The organism is Thermodesulfobacteriota bacterium, assembly GCA_040754335.1.
Lineage (GTDB): Bacteria > Desulfobacterota_D > UBA1144 > Nemesobacterales > UBA2774 > 2-12-FULL-53-21.
Genome location: JBFMCV010000004.1, coordinates 118,410 through 138,826 on the forward strand (window position 1 = coordinate 118,410; position 20,417 = coordinate 138,826).

Genomic DNA, 20,417 nt, shown 5'->3' on the forward strand with positions numbered 1-20,417 from the left:
GCAACTTGGATTTAATTAAACCTGGCACTCATATAGATTTCGTTGGCAAGATGGGCAAGGCGGTTCTATTGTCGATCGTGCTGATTCTCATTTCAATAGGCTCGCTCATATACCATAAAGGTCCCAACTGGGGCGTGGAGTTCACGGGCGGATCGGAAATTCAGATAAAGCTTGCGAAGGACGTAGGTACCGAACAGATAAAAAGCACGCTCGATAAAGCGGGCTACCCGCCTCAGGAGGTGCAGCGTATAGGGCTTCAGGGGGATAACGAGTATTTGATCAGGTTTTCAGCCGACCTGGTTAAATTTGACCAGATACAGTCTTTCCAGAAAAAACTCGAAGGCATTATGAGCGGAAATGACGATTTCAAGGGCGGCTCGATCCTAAGGGTGGATTATATAGGGCCCAAAGTCGGCGCCGAGCTGATCGAAAAAGCGATAATCTCGATCCTTCTCGGATGCGTGGGGATACTCATCTACGTCATGCTGAGGTTCGAATTCGCTTTCGCCCTTGGTGCGGTGATCGCGCTCGTGCACGATACGGTCATCACACTCGGGGCGATTTCCGTCACGGACAAGGAATTCACGCTGACGATCATCGCCGCGCTCCTGACCATAATCGGTTATTCGGTGAACGATACGATAATCATATTCGACAGGATAAGGGAGAATATGAAAAAGGGCGGCAGGGCTACGTTCGATGAGATAGTGAACGATTCCGTTAACCAGACCCTCTCGAGGACGATCCTGACGAGTTCGACTGTTTTCATCGTTCTGTTAGCCCTTTTCTTTTTGGGAGGGTCGGTTATACACGACTTCGCTTTCGCACTGATCGTAGGAGTTCTGGTGGGAACTTTCTCCTCGGTCTTCGTGGCGAGCGCGATAGTCATCTTCTGGAGAAAGAAAAAGGGGATGACCGTTTAGGAATCGCCTGCGCTCTTTTCGATCTCCGTATAAAGCTCTTCGGCGGCGGGCACTTTACCCTTTCCGACAACTTTCCCGTTCACGATGACGGCGGGCACAGGATACCAGAGAAATAACGTCCTGATTGAGGGAACAAACGGCACTCGGTGCTTCAGTATGTCTTTAATCACCCTTGGCATTACGTATACATAGTCTTTAGGCTCTATCTGTATTATCTCGACTTCGTCTTCCCCGTACCTCTCCCGAATCTCCCTGTGCAGCCTCCCGCATTCCCCCGCCGATTCCCTTATCTCGCGGTATGAGGGTTCCTTTTTGGCATGCTCCCCCATCCCGCCTGAGCAGCAGACGCATCCGCTCCCCGTATCGCTCTCCCTCACTATGATAACGGTCGATTCGCTAATCGTGAGCCGCCTCCTTTTTGGAGACCGGCGCCTCATTCTTCTCTGCGGGAAGCGCCTTGGTCCATAACCTTATCGAATCAATGATTATTATTACCGCGCATATCATCATGACGGCCGTGAATATGATATTCACGTACCCCTGGACGGCGGAGCCTTCTTTCCTCGTGAGGGGCAGGAAATTTTTCGTGATGTTGAGCCACGCGGCGGTGAGAGTAGTCGCCATTACGAAGGCCATCGGCACGAGCGTTACCCACATGTATTTCGCCCTTCCGAGCTTGATGATGAACGTCGTCCCCACGCAGAGCGCTATACCGGCAAGGAGCTGGTTGGCCGTCCCGAACATGGGCCAGATGGTGCTTATGCTCCCCGTGAGCACGAAATACCCCCACGCGGCGGAAATAAGCGCGCTCGATATGACGGCCGACGGCAGGTGGTCGACCCTCTCGAAGGGCTTGTAAAACCTCCCGCCGAATTCCTGTATCATGAACCTCGCCACCCTCGTTCCCGTGTCGATAGTCGTCAGTATGAACAGCGCCTCGAACATTATCGCGAAATGGTACCAGTAGTCCATCAGGTGGCTCATTCCCGGAAGCGCTGTGAATATCTGCGCCATGCCGACGGCTAACGAAACCGCCCCTCCAGTCCTTCCGTTGAGTGTCTCCCCGACTTGAGCCGAGAGGTGGTCGAGGTTGACCGTGCTGAGCCCGAGCGTTTCGAACAGGGGCCCGGGGACGTTTATGGCGAAGTAATCGCCCGGGAAAAGGGCGGTTGCGGCGATGAGGGCCAGGATCGCTATGAAACCCTCTATGAGCATCGCGACGAACCCGATCGTCTTTATGTCCGATTCCTTCGAGACCATCTTCGGCGAGGTGCCTGAGGCGACCAGCGCGTGGAACCCCGATATAGCGCCGCAGGCGATAGTGATAAATGTGAACGGGAACAATGCACCCGGTATTATCGGCCCGCCGCCCTTTATAAACTCCGTCACTGCGGGCATCTTTAGCTCGGGGTTGACTATTATTATCCCCGCGGCGAGGAACACGATTGTCCCTATCTTCATGAACGAGCTCAGGTAATCCCTCGGACACAGAAGCAGCCATACGGGCAGTATCGACGCGACGAAGCCGTAGATGAGTATGAATAACGTGATCTTGGTCTTGGGTAGCGTGAAGTAAGGCGCGAGGGAGGAGTGGGCAATGTCCTTACCAAAATAAACGGCCAGTATCAGGAGAACGACACCGATGGCTGTGGCCTCGACTATCCTCCCTTTCCTGAACCTGTACATGTAGAGGCCCATGAAGAACGCGATAGGGACGGTGCACCCGATCGTGAACACCCCCCACGAGCTCTCGGCGAGCGCGTTCACCACTGCGAGCCCGAGTCCCGCCAGCGCGACTACGAGTATGAACAGCACGGCGATCGAGGCGATGATCCCGGAAAGAGGGCTTATCTCCGTTTTCGCTATCTCCGCGAGGGACTTCCCGCCGTGCCTTACCGAGGCGACAAATATAATGAAATCGTGCACGGCCCCCGCCAGCACCACGCCTATGAGAATCCAGAGATACCCAGGGAGCACGCCGAACTGGGCGGCGAGGACGGGTCCTATGAGCGGCCCCGCTCCCGTGATAGCGGCGAAGTGATGTCCGAAGAGGACCCATTTGTTCGTCGGGAAATAGTTCTGGCCGTCATACATGGTGTAAGCTGGGGTTTTTCTCGAATCGTCGAGCACTGCTACCTTCGCGGCGATGAACCCGTGATAGTATCTGTAGAAGATAACCATGACGCAGAGCGCTCCCACGACTAAAGGCATGGCATGAATGGTCATAGTGTCGACCTCATATCTCTACTGAAATAGTCATATGCTATTATCATAGCTGAATGTTGCCGTGCGACGAGTTTTTTCATGCCGGTGAGCTGCCGTTGCTTGTTAAAAAGCGAGCGGCAGGGTAACAAGATACAGCAAATCAATTATAAACTCAAAATATCTGCCTGATCATGGCCCGCGGGTATCTATTTAACGGCTTCCCCGCATTTTCCTTGACTTTATTGCGCATTCTGATATGTTTTCCGCATCTTTGGGAGGAATGAGGTTATAAATTGCTTCGATTGAGGTACGGAAACATCGGTATGAGTACCTGCCGGGAATCTGTGTCCCGCCCATTTTTATTTTTAAATTCAGGCAGTTCCGGCATGGCTGGAAAAACCCCCGGTTTTCTCTCCCGCTCCAGCAGAAAATGATCTGAAAATTATAAAATGTTATCAATAAAACAAAGGAGATTTTGATATGGAGATAAGCAGCCACACATTAATTTTGCTTGTTTTGGCCATAAGCGTGCTTTCTCTGGCGTTCGCGGGTTACCTTGCGAAGTACGTGCTCGATTCCGATATGGGCACATCCGCGATGCAGGAGATAAGCAACGCGATCAAGGAAGGGGCGGAGGCGTTCCTCAAGAGACAGTACTCGACGATCATCATGATGAGTCTCGCACTCGCTGCCCTGATGTTCCTCGTTTACTGGTTCCTGGCAGGCGATAAGGACACAGCCTGGCGTACTACCGTAGCGTTCCTTTTCGGAGCGGGCTGCTCGGCTCTTGCAGGATATATAGGCATGTGGATATCGATAAGGACGAACATCCGTACCGCGAGCGCCGTGAGGTCGAGCCTCGACCGGGCGCTCAGGATCTCTTTCAGGGGCGGCGCCGTATCGGGCATAACGATCGTCGCAATGAGCCTCCTCGGCGTGGGTATTCTCTTCGTGCTCTACGGCGGATACAGCGCGGATGCCGAAGAGCTGAAGAGGGTCCCATACCTCATAGTCGGTTACGGATTCGGAGCGAGCTTCGTCGCGCTGTTCGCTCAGCTCGGCGGCGGTATTTACACCAAGGCTGCCGACGTGGGAGCGGACCTCGTGGGTAAGGTCGAGGCCGGTATACCCGAAGACGACCCCCGGAACCCCGCCGTTATTGCGGACCTGGTCGGCGACAACGTCGGCGACTGCGCAGGCCGCGGAGCCGACCTCTTCGAGTCGACCGCTGCTGAGAATATAGGCGCTATGATTCTGGGAGTCGCTCTCTTCCCCCACTTCGGGATAAAGGGGATACTCTTCCCGCTCGTGGCCCGCGCGTTCGGGCTCATAGCGAGCATGGTCGGCATAGGCATGGTCAGGCTGAAGAACGATAACGAAGACCCCATGGGGGCGCTCAACCGGGGATACTACATCACATGCCTGCTTGCGGCCGCGGGATTCTTCCTGGCGACGTATCTCCTCCTCAACAACAACCTCTGGCTCTTCCTCGCGGGCGTGATCGGTATCGCGACCAGTATCGCTTTCGTTTACATCACGCAGTACTACACCGAATACAGGTACCGTCCGGTGAAATTCATAGCCGAAGCGTCCCAGACGGGTCCGGCGACGAACATCATAGCCGGTCTCGCGGTGGGCCTCGAGTGTACCGCCCTCCCCGTGCTCGCGATTTCGGCCGCGCTTGTAAGCGCGTATTACTGCGGGATTTACGGGCTCCAGGAATTCACCGACATATCCCGGAACGCCGCGGGTCTCTACGGTACGGCGATCGCCACCATGGGTATGCTCGGCACGGCGGCATACATACTGGCGATGGACACGTTCGGGCCTATCACCGACAACGCGGGCGGCATAGTAGAGATGAGCAAGCAGCCTGAAGAGATAAGGAACAAGACTGACAGGCTCGATGCCGTCGGAAATACTACCAAAGCCCTGACGAAGGGATACGCGATCGGCTCGGCTGCGCTTGCGGCTTTCCTTCTCTTCTCCGCATACATGGACGAAGTGACTCACCTTACGGGTAAGCTCTTCGATACGGTCGACATCGCGCAGGTGCAGGTCTTCGTGGGCGGTCTTTTGGGCGCGATGCTCGTCTTCCTGTTCAGCGCGCTTGCGATCAGGGCGGTCGCGAGAGCGGCTTATTACGTCATTAGCGACGTGCGCGCCCAGTTCAAGGAAAACCCCGGCATCCTCCAGGGCACTTCCAAGCCTAACTACGCAAGGTGCGTCGATATCGTTACGAAGGGCGCACTTAAAGAGATGATACCTCCCGGCCTCCTCGCGGTCTGCATGCCTATAGCCGTAGGGCTCATATTCAAGCAGTTCGGTCTCGGCGCGGAGACGGTGGCCGCGTTCCTTATGGTCGGGACCATAGGCGGCATCCTGCTCGCGACGCTCATGAATAACGGCGGCGGCGCGTGGGACAACGCGAAGAAATTCGTCGAGCTCGGGAATTACGGCGGCAAGAAATCGGAGACGCATAAAGCTACGGTAGTCGGAGACACGGTCGGCGATCCGTTCAAGGACACGGCGGGCCCGTCAATCCACGTGCTCATTAAGCTTCTCTCGACGATTACGCTCGTGCTTGCTCCGTTGTTTATCTAATTTTTAGAGAGTATTATTCAGGAGGCTCCCTCGATGCTGAAGCAGCTCCTGAAACGAAAAAATATAAGCCAGATAACCCTTGAAGCGGACGACGAGCACCACGGTCTCAGACGTGTGCTCGGTCCGCTCGATCTGGTGAGCCTCGGCATCGGGATCATAATCGGCGCCGGCATCTTTGTCGTAACGGGCCAGGCTGCGGCGCAGTACGCAGGGCCCGCGATATCGATCTCGTTCGTTCTTTCGGGATTCGGCTGCGTACTGGCGGGCTTGTGCTACGCCGAAATGGCCTCGATGATCCCCGTCTCCGGAAGCGCATATACCTATGCGTATGCAACGCTTGGGCAGTTTATTGCGTGGGTGATCGGATGGGACCTGGTCCTCGAATACCTCTTCGCCAGCTCGACCGTATCCGTAGGCTGGTCGGGATATGTTGTCAGCTTCCTCAACGACTTCGGCATAATGATTCCCGAGATTCTGTCGAAAGCGCCGCTGGCGCATGACCCTCGCGCCGGATGGGCCCTCACCGGCGCCGTAATCAATCTGCCTGCGATCATCATAGTGCTAGCAATGATGACGCTCCTCATTATAGGCATAAGGGAATCAGCCGCGGCCAACAGTATAATCGTAATAATCAAGCTCACCGTACTCCTTGTGTTTATCGGCATAGGTTTTTTTTATATAAACCGTGAGAACTGGCAGCCCTTCATACCGCCCAACGACGGAGCGTTCGGTCATTTCGGCTGGAGCGGGGTGTTGAGAGGGGCGGGCGTTATTTTCTTCGCGTACATCGGCTTCGACGCCGTTTCGACGGCGGCGCAGGAGACGCGCAACCCCCAGCGAAGCATTCCCATCGGCATACTCGGGTCTCTCATTGTCGCGACGGTTTTATATATACTGGTATCGCTGGTTCTGACAGGCGTCGTGAAGTACACGAACCTGAACGTGCCTGACCCGATTGCGGTTGCGGTCAACATGATGGGCGAAAAGCTCTACTGGCTCCGTCCTTTGATCAAAATAGGCGCGATCGCGGGTCTCACATCCGTGATCCTCGTTCTCCTATTCGGACAGACGAGAATATTCTATTCAATGGCGAGGGACAGGATGCTGCCGGGACGCTTTGCCGCGATACATCCTATATTCAGGACGCCGGTGTTCACGACGGTACTTACGGGCATAGCCGCTTCATTTTTCGCGGGGATATTTCCCCTGAGTGTTTTAGGAGAGCTCGTCTCGATAGGAACGCTGTTCGCCTTTGTTATAGTCTGCACAGGGGTGCTCGTCCTACGGTATGCCGATCCTGAACTGCCGAGGCCGTTCAAGGTGCCTTTCTTTCCCGTTATCCCGGCGCTTGGCGCGGCCGTGAGCTTCCTTCAGATGGCGGCCCTTCCCATGGATACGTGGCTGAGGCTCATTATCTGGATGGCGATCGGTCTACTGATCTATTTCCTGTACTCCCGTAAGCGGGCTCAAGTCTGACATTTCTGTAAATGTTAAATAACTCAGGGCTGGAATTTTTCTGGATAACGTGTAATGAAGGGGGTTTGTATTTCCCGACATTCACAGAATCCGGCGGCGGGTGAGCACCCGCGGGCATACGGTCCTATTCACCGACTCTGCTCAACCATACCCGTTCGCCCTGAGCCTGTCGAAGGGTTGAACGGGTATAACTCCCGTAGGTCTGGGGGGGAATTGATAGATTTTAGCCGTAATAAGATATTTTAGCCAGGATTCTGTGCGCGTGAGCACCCGCAGGCAAATGATCTTAACCACCGCTTCCGCTCAATTTTACGATTGTTAGATTTGCGCCTGCAGCCACATAACAATCGTAAGACACACTACGTGTGTGCTTCTTTTCATCAAGGAAAAGAAGAGAAATATATCGCTTTCTTATGTATTCCGATGGGACTACTTTTGTCCACGAATTACTTGAGATCTACAATTACCCCTGGCGATTAAACTACGGTTGGAAAATAGAGTTTCGCGGGTAAACCTATAAAGTAATGGATTACGTGATTTTCGCATTATACCTTCTCGTCTCTCTCGCCGGTCTCGTATCTCTCATATTCGGTTTCCCCGGCACTTTCATAATACTGGGCGGATCAGTGCTCTACGGGTGGTACGGCGGTTTTCAGGAGGTAACGGTCAGGATAATCGTAATTTTGGTAGTCCTCGCCCTGGCCGGGGAGCTTATCGAGTTCCTCCTGGGCATACTGGGTTCGAAGAAGTACGAATCGAGCAACAGGGCCATCGTGGGATCTATAGTCTTCGGCATCATAGGCGCTATAATGGGCGCCCCTTTCTTTTTCGGCATAGGGGCTGTCATAGGGGCTTTCGCCGGCGCATTTGCCGGGGCTATACTGATGGAGCTCTCGCAGGGAAAAAAGATGGACGAGGCTTTGAAATCAGGGTGGGGGGCGTTCATAGGCAGGGTCGCCGGTACCATATCGAAGGGCGCGGTCGGGATTGCGATGATAGCTATAACCGTTCTGGCCGTTCTCAATAATTAATCCGTTTCTTCCGTTGCTATTGCATCTGATCCGTCCGGGGTTGACGATTTTATGGCAATCCGGTCATGTCTTTCCAATTCATTCGCGGGAGTAGATGTAAATTCTCGTTGTGGTAGATTATTCACCGGATTTCGATGAATCTGCCGGGGTGTATCGATGATAGAAACGCTCGAAGACGTTAAAAAGCAGGCCGAAGCCGAGTTGAGTTCCGTGAACGACGAGGTGTCGCTGCAGAACCTGAAGGCCAAATTCGTCGGCAGGAAGGGCGTGATAACGGAGATACTCAAGGGGATGAAGGACATACCCGACTCCGACCGCCCGCGCATGGGGAAGCTCATCAACGAGACCAAGACGTTTGTCGAGGAGCTCATCGAGCGGAGGCTCGACACGATAAGGGAGGAGAAGAAGAGGCGCTCTCTCGACGAAGAGAGGATAGACGTCACGCTGCCGGGAAGGGGCATGCTCATAGGAGCGAGGCACCCTATAACTCAGGTCATGGAGGAAATTACGACCATATTCGAGAGGATGGGGTTCGAGGTCGCCGAAGGTCCTGAAGTCGAGACGGACTATTACAATTTCGAAGCGCTCAATATCCCAAAGAACCACCCGGCGCGCGACATGCAGGATACGTTCTACATATCGGACGAAATAGTATTGAGGACTCATACCTCACCCGTTCAGATACGCGTCATGGAGAAGCGTAAGCCGCCCGTGAAGGTTATCGCCCCCGGAAAGGTCTACAGGTGCGACAGCGACATATCGCACACCCCGATGTTCCACCAGATAGAGGGCCTGCTCGTCGACGAAGGCGTCACGTTCGGAGACTTGAAGGGGGTGCTCACCGAATTCGTAAGGCTCGTGTTCGGAGAAGGCGTCGGGGTGAGGTTCAGGCCGAGCTTCTTCCCGTTCACGGAGCCGAGCGCCGAGGTTGACATCGCGTGCCTGATATGCGGGGGGAAAGGCTGCAGGGTATGCAAGAATTCGGGCTGGCTCGAGATACTCGGCTGCGGCATGGTCGACCCCGAGGTATTCAAGAGCGTGGGATACGACCCTGAGAAGTATTCGGGCTTCGCCTTCGGCATGGGGATAGAAAGGATAACCATGCTTAAGTACGGCATCAACGACATAAGGCTCTTCTTCGAGAACGACCTCCGCTTCCTGAAACAATTCACCTGATCGTGCTCTCAGCATCTTGGAAACGGTGATATCGAGGCACAGCTGAGAAATCTAATTTTTGTCTTTTCCTTTCCCGACATTACAGAATTTGCGTTAAGAAAATAGATTATTAAGGCGTGAAAATCGTTCAGGGGACGATTCCGAGCTAGTGAGGAATCGGACGCCCTCGCTTATGGGCAACAATGTAAATTAAATCGGCACATATATAAGCTACTACGCTGCTTATGGGAGGAATTGAACGATTTTAGCCTTAATATGATATTTTTAGCAAATTATGTTCAGTCGGATGATTTTTGCTTCTTTTCATCAAGGAAAAGAAGAGAAAATAATTGCCTTTCTTTGTCTATTCGACTAGCGCATAGCCAAGTACGGCAGTTTCCTCCCCCGATTGAGTAACATCCCCGCCTGTGGTAATATGCTTTTCCTCTAAGCATAATAATCCATATAATTTAGGAGCAAGGAAATGGGAGTTAAATCTGACACCTGGATAAGGAAAATGGCAAAGGAGCATAGCATGATAGACCCTTTCGTCGACGGGCAGGTGAGGGAAGGGGCGATCTCATACGGCCTCTCCGCCTACGGCTATGACATCAGGGTAAGCGACGAGTTCAAGGTCTTCACGAACGTCTACAACACCGTGGTCGATCCGAAGCGGTTCAACGATAAATCGTTCGTCGAGATCACTTCGGACGTCTGCATAATTCCGCCCAATTCTTTCGCTCTTGCAAGGACGGTCGAGTACTTTAAAATTCCGAGGAGCACCATTACGCTCTGCGTCGGGAAGTCCACGTACGCCAGGTGCGGGATCATAGTGAACGTCACGCCGTTTGAGCCGGAATGGGAGGGATTCGTCACTCTCGAGATATCGAACACGACCCCGCTGCCGGCGAAAATATACGCAAACGAGGGCATTGCCCAGGTGTTGTTTTTCGAGGCCGACGATATGTGTGAGGTTTCCTACGCCGACAAGAAGGGGAAGTATCAGAAGCAGGTGGGGATCACCCCGCCCAAGGTGTGAGCGGAGCGCACGGAATACCCCGTCCTGACTCGAAAAATTGGAGCTCCCGGTTTGGCACGCCCCGGTTCAGGGATTACTTCGATAAATATACTAAAACCCCTTGATTTTATTTCCATTTTTTGCCCGTCATGGTATACTATTAACTCAATAATTTCCCCCCTGCAGGCATGTTCGGAGGTAGTACATTTTGGAAGTAAAAACAGACCTTAAAAAAGAGTCTCAGACCAAGGTAGACAGCTCGTATACGGCAGAAAAAATCAAAGTCCTTCCCGGCCTCGAAGCCGTCAGGAAGCGCCCGGATATGTACATCGGGGACACGAGCACGCGCGGCTTCCATCACCTAGTGTTCGAGGTTCTCGATAACAGCGTGGATGAAGCCCTGGCCGGCTATTGCGACAGGATAGGCGTCACGATCCACGTGGACGAGAGCGTCACGATAGAGGACAACGGAAGGGGCATACCGGTCGATAAGCACAAGGAAACCGGCAAGTCCGCGGCCGAGGTGGTCATGACGATGCTCCACGCCGGCGGCAAGTTCGAGGGCAAGGTCTACCAGGTCTCGGGAGGCCTCCACGGGGTCGGCGTCACCGTAGTAAACGCCTTATCCGAGTATCTCAATCTGGAGATCAGGAGGGACGGCAAGGTCTGGTTCCAGAAATACGAGCGCGGCAACGCCGTTTCCGAGCTCAAGGAAACGGGGAAGACCGACAGGACGGGCACGAAGATAAGGTTCAAGCCCGACCCCCAGATATTCGAGATCTACGAATTCAGCTACGACACGCTGGCGCACAGGATAAGGGAGCTCGCGTTCCTCAACAGGGGCCTCGTCATTCAGCTCACGGACGAGAGGACGGGAAAGAGCCAGGAATTTTATTATAAGGGCGGGATCGTCGCATTCGTCGACGAGCTGAATAAAAATAAAAAGCCTCTCCACCCGGAGCCTATATACGTGTCGGGCGAAAAGGACGACATAATCGTCGAAGTGGCGCTTCAGTACAACGACGGCTACACGGAAACGATCTTCTGCTACGCGAATAACATCAACAACGTCGAGGGGGGAACGCACCTCACGGGCTTCAGGGGCGCGCTTACAAGGACGATCAACAAGTACGCGGAAGATAAAGGACTTCTGAAAACCGCTAAAATCGCTCTCAGCGGCGACGACACGAGGGAAGGGCTCACGGGCGTGATAAGCGTAAAGCTCCCCGACCCTAAGTTCGAGGGACAGACCAAGACCAAGCTCGGGAATACGGACGTGAAGGGCATAGTCGAGACGCTCCTCAACGACAAGCTAGGCACGTTCTTCGAGGAAAACCCTTCGGTCGCGAGGAAGATAGTCGAGAAAGCTGTCGATGCGGCGCGCGCGAGGGAGGCCGCGAGGAAGGCGAGGGAGCTCACGAGGAGAAAGAGCGCGCTCGAATCGGGCTCTTTACCCGGTAAGCTCGCCGACTGCCAGGAGCGCGACCCAGGCGTATGCGAGCTCTTCATAGTGGAGGGCGAATCCGCCGGAGGCTCGGCCAAGCAGGCGCGTGCCAGGTACAATCAAGCCGTCCTTCCTCTCAGGGGAAAGATACTCAACGTCGAGAAAGCGAGGTTCGACAAGATGCTCGGCAACGAGGAGATAAGGACCCTCATCACTGTCCTCGGCACGGGCATCGGCTCTGACGACTTCGACATCGCAAAGCTCAGATACCATAAGATCATACTCATGACAGACGCGGACGTGGACGGCTCTCATATCAGGACCCTCCTCCTGACCTTCTTCTTCAGGCAGTTCGCGGAGGTAATAGACAAGGGCCATCTCTACGTCGCGCAGCCGCCTCTTTACAGGGTGAAGCGCGGTAAAGAGGAGAAATACCTGAAAGACGACCACGAATACGAAGACTATTTCCTCGAGCACGGTACCGACGGAATAGTATTGAACGTATCGCCTAACGGCAATGGGACGAAGGAGATAAAAGGAGCTCGGCTCTTCGACATAATAAAAAAATCGATTTCCTACGGCAAGGCGCTCGAGAAAATAGGGAAATGGGGTAGGGACATGAGGATCGTGGACGCCTTCGCAAGCAGGGAAGGGTTCAAAAAAGGTCATCTCAAGACGGAGAAGTCGGACGAGCTCGACCTTCACCTCAAAGCAATAAAGGAGTGGATCGAGAAGAGGCATCCTGAAGTCACCGGCCTCGACTGGCAGCTACTCGACGATCCCGAGCATGAGTCGTCCAAAATTTCGTACACCTTCAAGGAGAGCGGCAGGCAGAGGAGCACGCTGATCGATTTCGATTTCCTGAACTCGCCCGAGTTCGGCGAGATAAAAAACCTCCGCGAATCTATAAAAGCAGTCGGCGACCCTCCCTACGGCATTCACGACGACGAGGCCGCGGTAGAGCTCCCGAGTCTTTCCGCCGTGACGGAGCACATACTCACGCGCGGCAAGAAAGGCATGACTATACAGAGGTATAAGGGTTTGGGCGAGATGAACCCCGAGCAGCTCTGGGAGACGACGATGAATCCCGAAACCCGCGTTCTCAAGAAGGTAATGGTCGAGGACGCCGTGGACACGGACGAGATATTCACGATCCTCATGGGGGATGAGGTCGAGCCGAGGAAGGAGTTCATCGAGACTAACGCGCTCAACGTCGTAAACCTCGATGTGTGAGCGGTCGGTCCGCAAGCCAGTAATGAGTAAGATGCCCGAGTCTGTAAAGCACGTAAATCAAATCCCGGTGGAAAAGGTGAGTGCCGGGAGTAATACGTACCGCCAGGTGCTTATAGGTCCTGACGAAGGGCCGAACTTCGCCATGAGGCGCTTCATAATGGAGCCCGGCGGAGGCATCCCCGCTCACACCAACACTGTCGAGCACGAGCAATATGTGCTCCGCGGCCGCGCGAGGATAGGCATAGGCGATAATGTCTACGAGGTCAAGGCCGAGGACATTCTCTACATCCCCGCTGGCGTCCCCCACTGGTACGAGGTGCTGGGCGATGAGAACTTCGAGTTCCTCTGCATGGTCCCCAACCGGGACGACGTGTTAAAATTAGTCGTAAGCGACTGATGTCCTTCCTGTATCCGCACTTCTTCGATTGCATTCAGAAGTGATAAATCAACAGGGACAGGTTATGCCTTGAAGTAGCCGTAGTTCTGGAGCACCAGGATGGCGATGCTGATTATTATCAGGTTCGCGACGGCTATGGGGAATAGCACCTTCCATCCGAGGTTCATCACCTGGTCGTACCTGAATCTCGGAAGTGTGAACCTCACCCAAATGAAGAAGAATAGGAACGTCAGAACCTTACCTATGAAGACGAGCGGGGGGAGGTACCAGTATTTATCTATGTCTATCCCGAACCAGCCGCCGAACGGCAGCGGATACCACCCGCCGAAGAAGAGCGCCACGACGAGGCACGATACGACTATCATGTGCGTATATTCGGCCATGAAGAACATTGCGAACTTCATGCTGCTGTACTCCGTGTGATAGCCGGCGACTATCTCGGGCTCGGCTTCGGGCATGTCGAAGGGGAGCCTGTTCGTCTCGGCAAAAGCCGCCGTCAGAAATACTATGCATCCCAGTATCTGCGGGAAAGCGAACCAGTATTTCGATTGGGCCTCGATAATGTCTTCCAGTCTCAGCGACCCCGTCCACGCGATCACGCCTACTATGGAAAGCCCCATCGCCAGCTCGTAGCTTATCATCTGCGCCGCGCCCCGGAGACCGCCGAGGAAAGAGTACTTGCTGTTGGATGCCCATCCGCCGAGCACCACGCCGTAAACGCTGAGGGACCCTATGGCGAGGACGTACAGTATGCCGACGTTGAGGTCCGCTATCTGGAGCCTTACGAATATCGGCTCGCTCAGGAGTCCGAAGAGGGTCGTATTGAATCCCTTGCCTATGGGTACTACGGCTAGCGCGATGAGCGCAGTGATGAGGGCGAAAGCGGGCGCCACTATAAAAAACGGCTTGTTCGCGTGGCTCGGTATTATGTCTTCCTTGAAAATGAACTTCACCCCGTCCGCGAGCGGCTGGAGGAAGCCGAACGGCCCCACGCGGTTAGGGCCGAGCCTGTCCTGTATGAAGGCGCTCACCCTCCGTTCGGCGAGCGTGAGGTACGCGACGAGCGTAAGGACGACGAAGAATACGAGTGCGATTTTTACGAGCGTTATCCCGAGTTCGACCCAAACCATGTTTATTCCGTTTATTCTGTAAAAGCGGCGTGTCCGGCCCTTTCCGCGCCGAGCATGCCTATGTTCTCGTAGTTAATTCCGCTGTAAGAGGGCACGTGCCCCGCAATTTCGAGCATTATATCGGATGGCTTCCGGAACTCGAGGCTTTCGGCCTCGATAGCCGCGCCTACGAGGGACAGTATCTCCCAATCGGGCTTCGCGGTCCCGGGAGGGGGTATAGTCTGCCTCACCCTCTGCACCCTTCCCCTGTCGTTGGTGAACGTCCCTTCTTTCTCATAAGGGCTCGCGCCCGGAAGTATCACGTGGGCGAGCCTTACCGTCTCGGTGAGCTTGTAGTCCTCCGCTATGAGCAGCGTGAGACCGGCGAGCGCTTCCTTTAGCCTCGCGTGCTGATCCGGCGCTCCGAATCTGAAGAGGTCTTCGCCCACCGCGTAGAGTATTTTTACCTGGCCGTCTGTTATGGCGTTTATTAGTTCTTCTATTCTCTCGGGTCCTGACAGGATCCCCATGTCCTTAACCCCTGCGCTGTTCGGATAGGGGTCGGAGCTTATAAGCCCGTAGAGCTTGGGAGCGCTCGAATCGCCTGTGTTTGAATATACCCTCTCGGTTTTAAGAACAGCTCCCAGCTTCTTCAACAGATACAATTCTTCGTTCGTGAGTAATGGTGAGGCCAGTATCGCAATCGGGTTGGGAGACATCTCCTTCGCTCTCATGAGTCCCGAAGAAGCGAGCTCAATCGCGTCCGCCCAGTCCGTAATCTCGAATCCCTCTCCCTTTCTTACGATCGGGTCTTTGAGACGTACCCCCCCCTCCTGAACCTCCCTGAAGCCGTATCTCCCCCTGTCGCATATCCAGTATTCGTTCACGTCCATGTTTATACGGGGCCTTACCCTCGATACCTTACCCTTCCTCGGGTCTGCGCCGACCGTTATATTGCATCCGTTGCTGCATAGCGCGCATACGCTGTCGGTGAATTTCCAGTACCACACCCTCTCCTCGTGGAGGTTGTCCTTGTTGAGGAGAGCGCCGACTGGGCACAGGTCGGTGACGTTCCCCGAAAGCTCGTTGTCGAGGTTCTTCCCCGGGAATACGACAATCTTTTTTCTGAACCCCCTGCCGTCGAACCCGAGCTCCCCGGTCTTCGTGATTTCGTCCGTGAATCTGACGCACCTCGTGCACATGATGCAGCGGTTGGGGTCGTAGAGTATCCTGTCGCTGAGGTAGTATTTCCTCCTTACCTTCTTTTCTTCGGGCCCTTCGAACCTGCTGTAACCGGGCCCGTGCTTCATAGTCGTGAGCTGGAGCGGGCATTCTCCTCCCTTGTCGCATATGGGACAGTCGAGCGGGTGGTTGATGAGCGTGAACTCTACCGTGGCCTTCCTCGCCTTTACCGCCTTCTCGGTATTGGTTTTGACTATGAGGCCCTCTCTCACGAAGGTGTTGCATGCGGGCATGACCTTCGGCACGCCCTCCACCTCGACGAGGCACTGCCTGCACTGGGCGACCACGCTCAGGGCCGGGTGGTAGCAAAAATGAGGGACGTCTATTCCGAGGCGGGAAGCCGCCTGTATAAGATTGAGGCCCTCTTCGACCTCCACTTCGATTCCGTCTATCGTGAGCTTGGGCATAGGAAATTCGGTTAAGCGAGAGTCGGGAAAATATTATCTGACCGCGGGTGCCTTAGCAAGTTATGCGGGGATAGTCGTGTATTGCCGCCGTACCGGTTTTACAGTGCCTGCAAGGGAGTTTATGCGGTCTCGGTGAGGGGTTACGGCATTCCGGACGTCCGAATCTTGAGCCTGATAAGCGGAGTGCGCGTATCTTCCTTATCCCGGCCGCGGGGGCATGTGTTATAATTCACGGCATAGGCTATGCGTTCGAAAGTCCTAAAACCTATAGTCGTATTCCTTCTGTTACTCCTCTTATTATCAGCAATAGTCATTCTTATAATCCAGACCCATTACTTCAGGCAGTTCGTCAAGATCACAACCAACGCCATAGTAACCACCCTCACGGCGCAGAACTTCACGATCGGAAGAATCGAAGGGAACTTCCTTAAGGGGATCACTCTCAAAAACGTATCGCTCGACATCGGGAAAGAGAACTTCATCGACTGTGACGAGATATACATCGATTACTCCCTTCCGGTTATTCTCGACGGCTCGATGCTCTTCAGCAAGGTGATCCCTCTCCATGTAGTCAGGGTGACGGGGGTCCGGATAAACCTCGTTCATCACAAGGACGATACGTGGAATTTCCAGGAGCTTCAGAAATTGATGGTAAAAGAAAAAAAACCGAATCCCGACTGGAACATCTTCGTTCAGAACGGCTTTATACGGGACGCGAAGATGACGATACTCGACGAGTCGAGGGGGGAAAGCTCGATCTTTGAATTATCTAACGCGGACCTGTCGATGAACCTGTTTAAAATAGCGGACAAAGCCGAGTTCGACGTCAGGGACGCCCGCCTGATCGTGGCCTACGAGAGCATGGACTTCGAAAAGCTGCATTTTGAAAACATAAAAGGGAAGGCGGTTTATTCGAACAAAATACTGCCTGACAGGCTGGAGGTCCTGGACGTCGTATTCAATTATATGGGGGCGACCGTCGCCGGAAAGGGCGCCATAAACGATATGATGAATCCCCGGTTTTATCTCTGGGGGACGATAAGCGGGATCGATCTCGCAGGTGCTGGGGAACTCAGCGTCGAGCTCGACGCGCACGGGAATTCCGCCAAGTGGAAGGACCTGCACGCATCCGGGAAGCTGAAGCTCAGGGACTCGTCGCTCATGGAAATCCCTGTCAGCGGCGGAATCGGTTCGGTAGAGGTCGAGAACAAGCACGTTGTGATTAAGAAAGGGAATCTGAGCGCAGATTTCGGAGAAGCTTCTTTCGAGGGAGCGATCGACCTCAACGAGATACGCAACAGGGGGAAGGATAACACTCTGGATATCGACCTCGGCCTCGGGTCTCTCAAGGTTCCGCGCCTCCTCGAGTTAGTTGAGAAAAAAAACGGGCCCCTTCCTGCGAACATTAACCGTAACATAGACGCCGTGATCGACTCCAAGCTGAAAATAACCGCAGCATGGAGCAGGGGCAGGGAAACGACGACCGGTCTCGACATAAAGGAGATGAGCCTCACGGGAGGCGGCGTGGGAGAGGTCAGGCTCAAGGGTCCCCTCACCATTTCGGGCTCCGGGATAGAATACGACCTCGACGCCGGCTTCCTGAAGACGAATTTTGCGCCCCTGTTTAACGATCAGAGGTACGCGAGCGATTTCAACTCTAACCTAAAAGTAAAGGGGTCGATGAGCGCTGCCGGGGTTTTCCCCAATGGATTCGAGGCGGCGGTCACCGGGGAGGCGGCTCCTTCGAAGGTATTCGATATAAATCTCAGAAGGGGAGTCATAGACGCCGCGTACAACGGGACATCGGTCGCGATCAGATCGCTCGTACTCGAATCAGATCCCTTGAGCGTGAGCGCTTCGGGCGGCCTGGGGGGCGGCGGGAGCGGCATTAAATACGACCTCAACATAAAGAATCTGAATTTTCTCACAAAGCTTGCGCCGGCTTATCACCTCGGAGGGAGTCTCGGGCTTACCGGATACATCAAGGGGGATTTCAAGAACCCGAGGATCGTAGCCAGCGCCAGGGGCTCGGATTTAATATACGAGGAAAAAGGGTTGAGAGTAAAGAAGGTCGAGCTCAGCGCCGACAGCGGTCTCGATATCAACGACCTCGGGCTCACGGCGGGAGGAGAGGCTAAGGGAATAGACCTGCGGGGACGGGAAATCCAGGTCGTAAATTTCAAGGCCGCAAGCAGGGGCAGCCGGATAGACGGTGAGTTCGATATACAGGAAACGACCAAGAGAAAATATTCATTCGATTTTAAGCTCGACGGGCTTGGAGGAAGCGAGGCGAGGCTCGACCTCGGCGGTGTCGAAATGAATTTTGAAAACGCTGTCTTTAAAAACCGGAGGCCTATCTCGATATCTCTCGCGAAGGATAAAGTGAGAGTGAGCTCTTTTAACCTTTATCACAAGGAGAATTTCGTCGTCGGGGATGTTACGTTCGGTTTCGACGGGAGCATAGACGGGTCGGTGAAGCTCGAGAAGCTGAGCCTGCTCGACGCCTCCGAGCTCCTCGACGTCGATTTCCCCGTAAAGGGCCAGATGTCGGGGGAAATAAGAATCGGGTCGTCGCTCAGGCATCCCGACCTCAGGGCCGGTATTACGGCGAAGGACCTCGAATATATGAAGTTCAGAAGCGACCAGCTCACGCTCTCGCTCCTCTACTCCGGCGACAAACTGGGACTCGATCTCAGGATCACCGACAATAAGGAGGAGATACTGTCCGCAGTAGCCGACGCGACAATAAATTTCGACCCCGCGAATATGGAGAAGAGCGTCGGGCAAGCGTCCTATAGAGCGGTAATAAAGTCAAAAGGGGTCGATATAAGCCCCGTCTCCGCATTCAACGAGGAGATTCAGCAGTTAGACGGCAAGCTCCTGGTAGATATGGTTGCCGAGGGGACGGGAGAGGACCCCAACGTTTCCGGCAGGCTCGAGTTGAGGGATCTAACGATGAAGGTGCTCGCTCTCAGGAACAAGATACATATAGACAACGCCGTCATGGACATGTCGGGTAAATACGGCACCCTCCGCCCGGTCAAGATCGATACAGGCGAGGGGGAAGGTGTATTCGAGGGCAGGGTGGATTTCCGCGACCTTTCCTACACCGGAAAGGGGACAATGTCCGGCATGCTGATGAAGAGTTACCCTGCCGACGTCACCGCAAACCTCGACGGAGAACTGGAGATAGAAGGGAAATTCCTCAATGCGTTCATAAAGGGTGATATCACGGCCAGGAACCTGGAAATAATGGTTCCGGAAAAGCCCCTCAAGGAGATCGAGAGCATAAAGTTTATAGACGAGCGCGACTCGGATAAGGATGAGTTCATTTTCACGGGCGAGAAAAAAGAGGATTTTGTCGAAGAGTTCATCGCGCTCGATCTCGGTCTCGACATACCCGGGGACTCCTGGGTCAAGGGGGGAGGGGCGAACATCGAGGTCGAAGGGAAACTCGACATCGATAAGAACTACAAGGAGCCCTACTTCATCACGGGGAATATAGACGTTATCAGGGGCGACTATCAGTTCATGGGCAGGTTCTTCGAGATCGAGAACGGCACCGTGAGTTTCAGGGGCAAGAAGATCATCGACCCGTTCCTAGACCTGCGGGCGACGTACGAGGTGGCGAGCGTGGAGGTGTTCATTAACGTCACCGGAACCGCCGAAAAGCCCAGGATACAGCTATCGAGCGACCCCCCGCTCGACGAGAACGAGATCGTCTCGTACCTCGTGTTCGGCACCTCCTCCGACAAGCTCGGTACGGACGAGAGGGTGGAGTTCCAGGAAAAAGCGGGAGAGGTGCTGGGAACGATGGCTGTCGGCGAGCTGAGGAACGCGATCGGCGACGATCTGGCGATCGACGTGATGACGATCAAGGGCGGCCAGACCGGGTTCAGGGATACGCACCTCGAGATAGGCAAATACCTTACCGACGACCTCTACGTGGGATACGAGCGGCTTTCTTACGAAAGGTATTTCTACGAGCGTTATTTCTTCAGCCCCGGTCTACCTTCTTCGACGGTCACCGCCAACAGGGCCGTAATCGAGTACAGGGTGTTCGATTTCCTTACGCTCGAGAGCGAGATAGGGGAGGAGGCGGGGGCGGACGTCTTTTTCAATTTCGACTACTGACAGTTTTATTCCACGACCTCTCACAATTAAACACTGAGT

At 54.2% G+C, this 20,417-nt stretch carries 13 protein-coding genes; 9 read left to right on the top strand and 4 right to left on the bottom strand.

Annotated elements, in window-relative coordinates:
* Positions 1 to 5 precede the first annotated feature (5 nt).
* Positions 6 to 923: a protein translocase subunit SecF gene (secF, locus tag AB1598_09510; protein ID MEW6145241.1), complete on the top strand. Its 918-nt coding sequence runs from the start codon at positions 6 to 8 to the stop codon at positions 921 to 923.
* Here the strand turns inward: secF and AB1598_09515 are convergent.
* Together AB1598_09515 and AB1598_09520 are read right to left on the bottom strand one after the other, a co-directional pair.
* Positions 920 to 1,360 carry a hypothetical protein gene (locus tag AB1598_09515; protein MEW6145242.1) on the bottom strand — a complete coding sequence of 147 codons (441 nt, stop codon included), beginning with the start codon at positions 1,358 to 1,360 and terminating at the stop codon, positions 920 to 922. The genes secF and AB1598_09515 overlap by 4 nt on opposite strands.
* On the bottom strand, positions 1,320 to 3,149 hold the full coding sequence (locus AB1598_09520) for a carbon starvation protein A (protein ID MEW6145243.1): 1,830 nt from the start codon (positions 3,147 to 3,149) through the stop codon (positions 1,320 to 1,322). The genes AB1598_09515 and AB1598_09520 overlap by 41 nt, the downstream gene beginning before the upstream one ends.
* Before the next feature lie 459 nt (positions 3,150 to 3,608).
* Here AB1598_09520 and AB1598_09525 point away from each other — a divergent pair, with 459 nt between their 5' ends.
* The 7 genes from AB1598_09525 to AB1598_09555 all read left to right on the top strand — a co-directional run bounded on the left by AB1598_09525 (position 3,609) and on the right by AB1598_09555 (position 13,486).
* Entirely contained in the window at positions 3,609 to 5,732 is a 2,124-nt protein-coding gene (locus tag AB1598_09525) for a sodium-translocating pyrophosphatase (protein ID MEW6145244.1), read from the top strand.
* A gap of 33 nt (positions 5,733 to 5,765) precedes the next feature.
* Positions 5,766 to 7,208, top strand: a complete 1,443-nt coding sequence (locus AB1598_09530) for an amino acid permease (GenBank protein MEW6145245.1) — start codon at positions 5,766 to 5,768, stop codon at positions 7,206 to 7,208.
* A 524-nt stretch (positions 7,209 to 7,732) separates the two neighbouring features.
* Positions 7,733 to 8,239, top strand: coding sequence for a DUF456 domain-containing protein (locus AB1598_09535; protein MEW6145246.1), 507 nt, complete (start codon positions 7,733 to 7,735; stop codon positions 8,237 to 8,239).
* A 156-nt stretch (positions 8,240 to 8,395) separates the two neighbouring features.
* The gene (gene pheS, locus AB1598_09540) at positions 8,396 to 9,415 is read left to right on the top strand and encodes a phenylalanine--tRNA ligase subunit alpha (protein ID MEW6145247.1); all 1,020 of its coding nucleotides are present in this window, start codon (positions 8,396 to 8,398) and stop codon (positions 9,413 to 9,415) included.
* 463 nt (positions 9,416 to 9,878) lie between these two features.
* Positions 9,879 to 10,433: a dCTP deaminase gene (dcd, locus tag AB1598_09545; protein MEW6145248.1), complete on the top strand. Its 555-nt coding sequence runs from the start codon at positions 9,879 to 9,881 to the stop codon at positions 10,431 to 10,433.
* 187 nt (positions 10,434 to 10,620) lie between these two features.
* Positions 10,621 to 13,089 (top strand): DNA topoisomerase (ATP-hydrolyzing) subunit B, encoded by a 2,469-nt coding sequence (gene gyrB, locus AB1598_09550; GenBank protein ID MEW6145249.1) that lies wholly within the window; start codon positions 10,621 to 10,623, stop codon positions 13,087 to 13,089.
* Positions 13,090 to 13,111: 22 nt separating this feature from the next.
* A complete protein-coding gene (locus AB1598_09555) occupies positions 13,112 to 13,486 on the top strand; it encodes a cupin domain-containing protein (GenBank protein ID MEW6145250.1) in 375 nt (124 codons plus the stop codon).
* Positions 13,487 to 13,548: 62 nt separating this feature from the next.
* On the opposite strand, the gene nuoH is transcribed toward AB1598_09555, so the two are convergent.
* The gene (gene nuoH, locus AB1598_09560) at positions 13,549 to 14,622 is read right to left on the bottom strand and encodes an NADH-quinone oxidoreductase subunit NuoH (protein MEW6145251.1); all 1,074 of its coding nucleotides are present in this window, start codon (positions 14,620 to 14,622) and stop codon (positions 13,549 to 13,551) included.
* Between the two features lie 5 nt (positions 14,623 to 14,627).
* Complete coding sequence (locus tag AB1598_09565) at positions 14,628 to 16,244, bottom strand: molybdopterin-dependent oxidoreductase (protein ID MEW6145252.1); 1,617 nt, start codon at positions 16,242 to 16,244, stop codon at positions 14,628 to 14,630.
* Positions 16,245 to 16,487: 243 nt separating this feature from the next.
* Between AB1598_09565 and AB1598_09570 the strand changes: the two genes are divergently transcribed.
* The gene (locus AB1598_09570) at positions 16,488 to 20,378 is read left to right on the top strand and encodes a translocation/assembly module TamB domain-containing protein (GenBank protein MEW6145253.1); all 3,891 of its coding nucleotides are present in this window, start codon (positions 16,488 to 16,490) and stop codon (positions 20,376 to 20,378) included.
* The last annotated feature ends 39 nt before the right edge of the window (positions 20,379 to 20,417 follow it).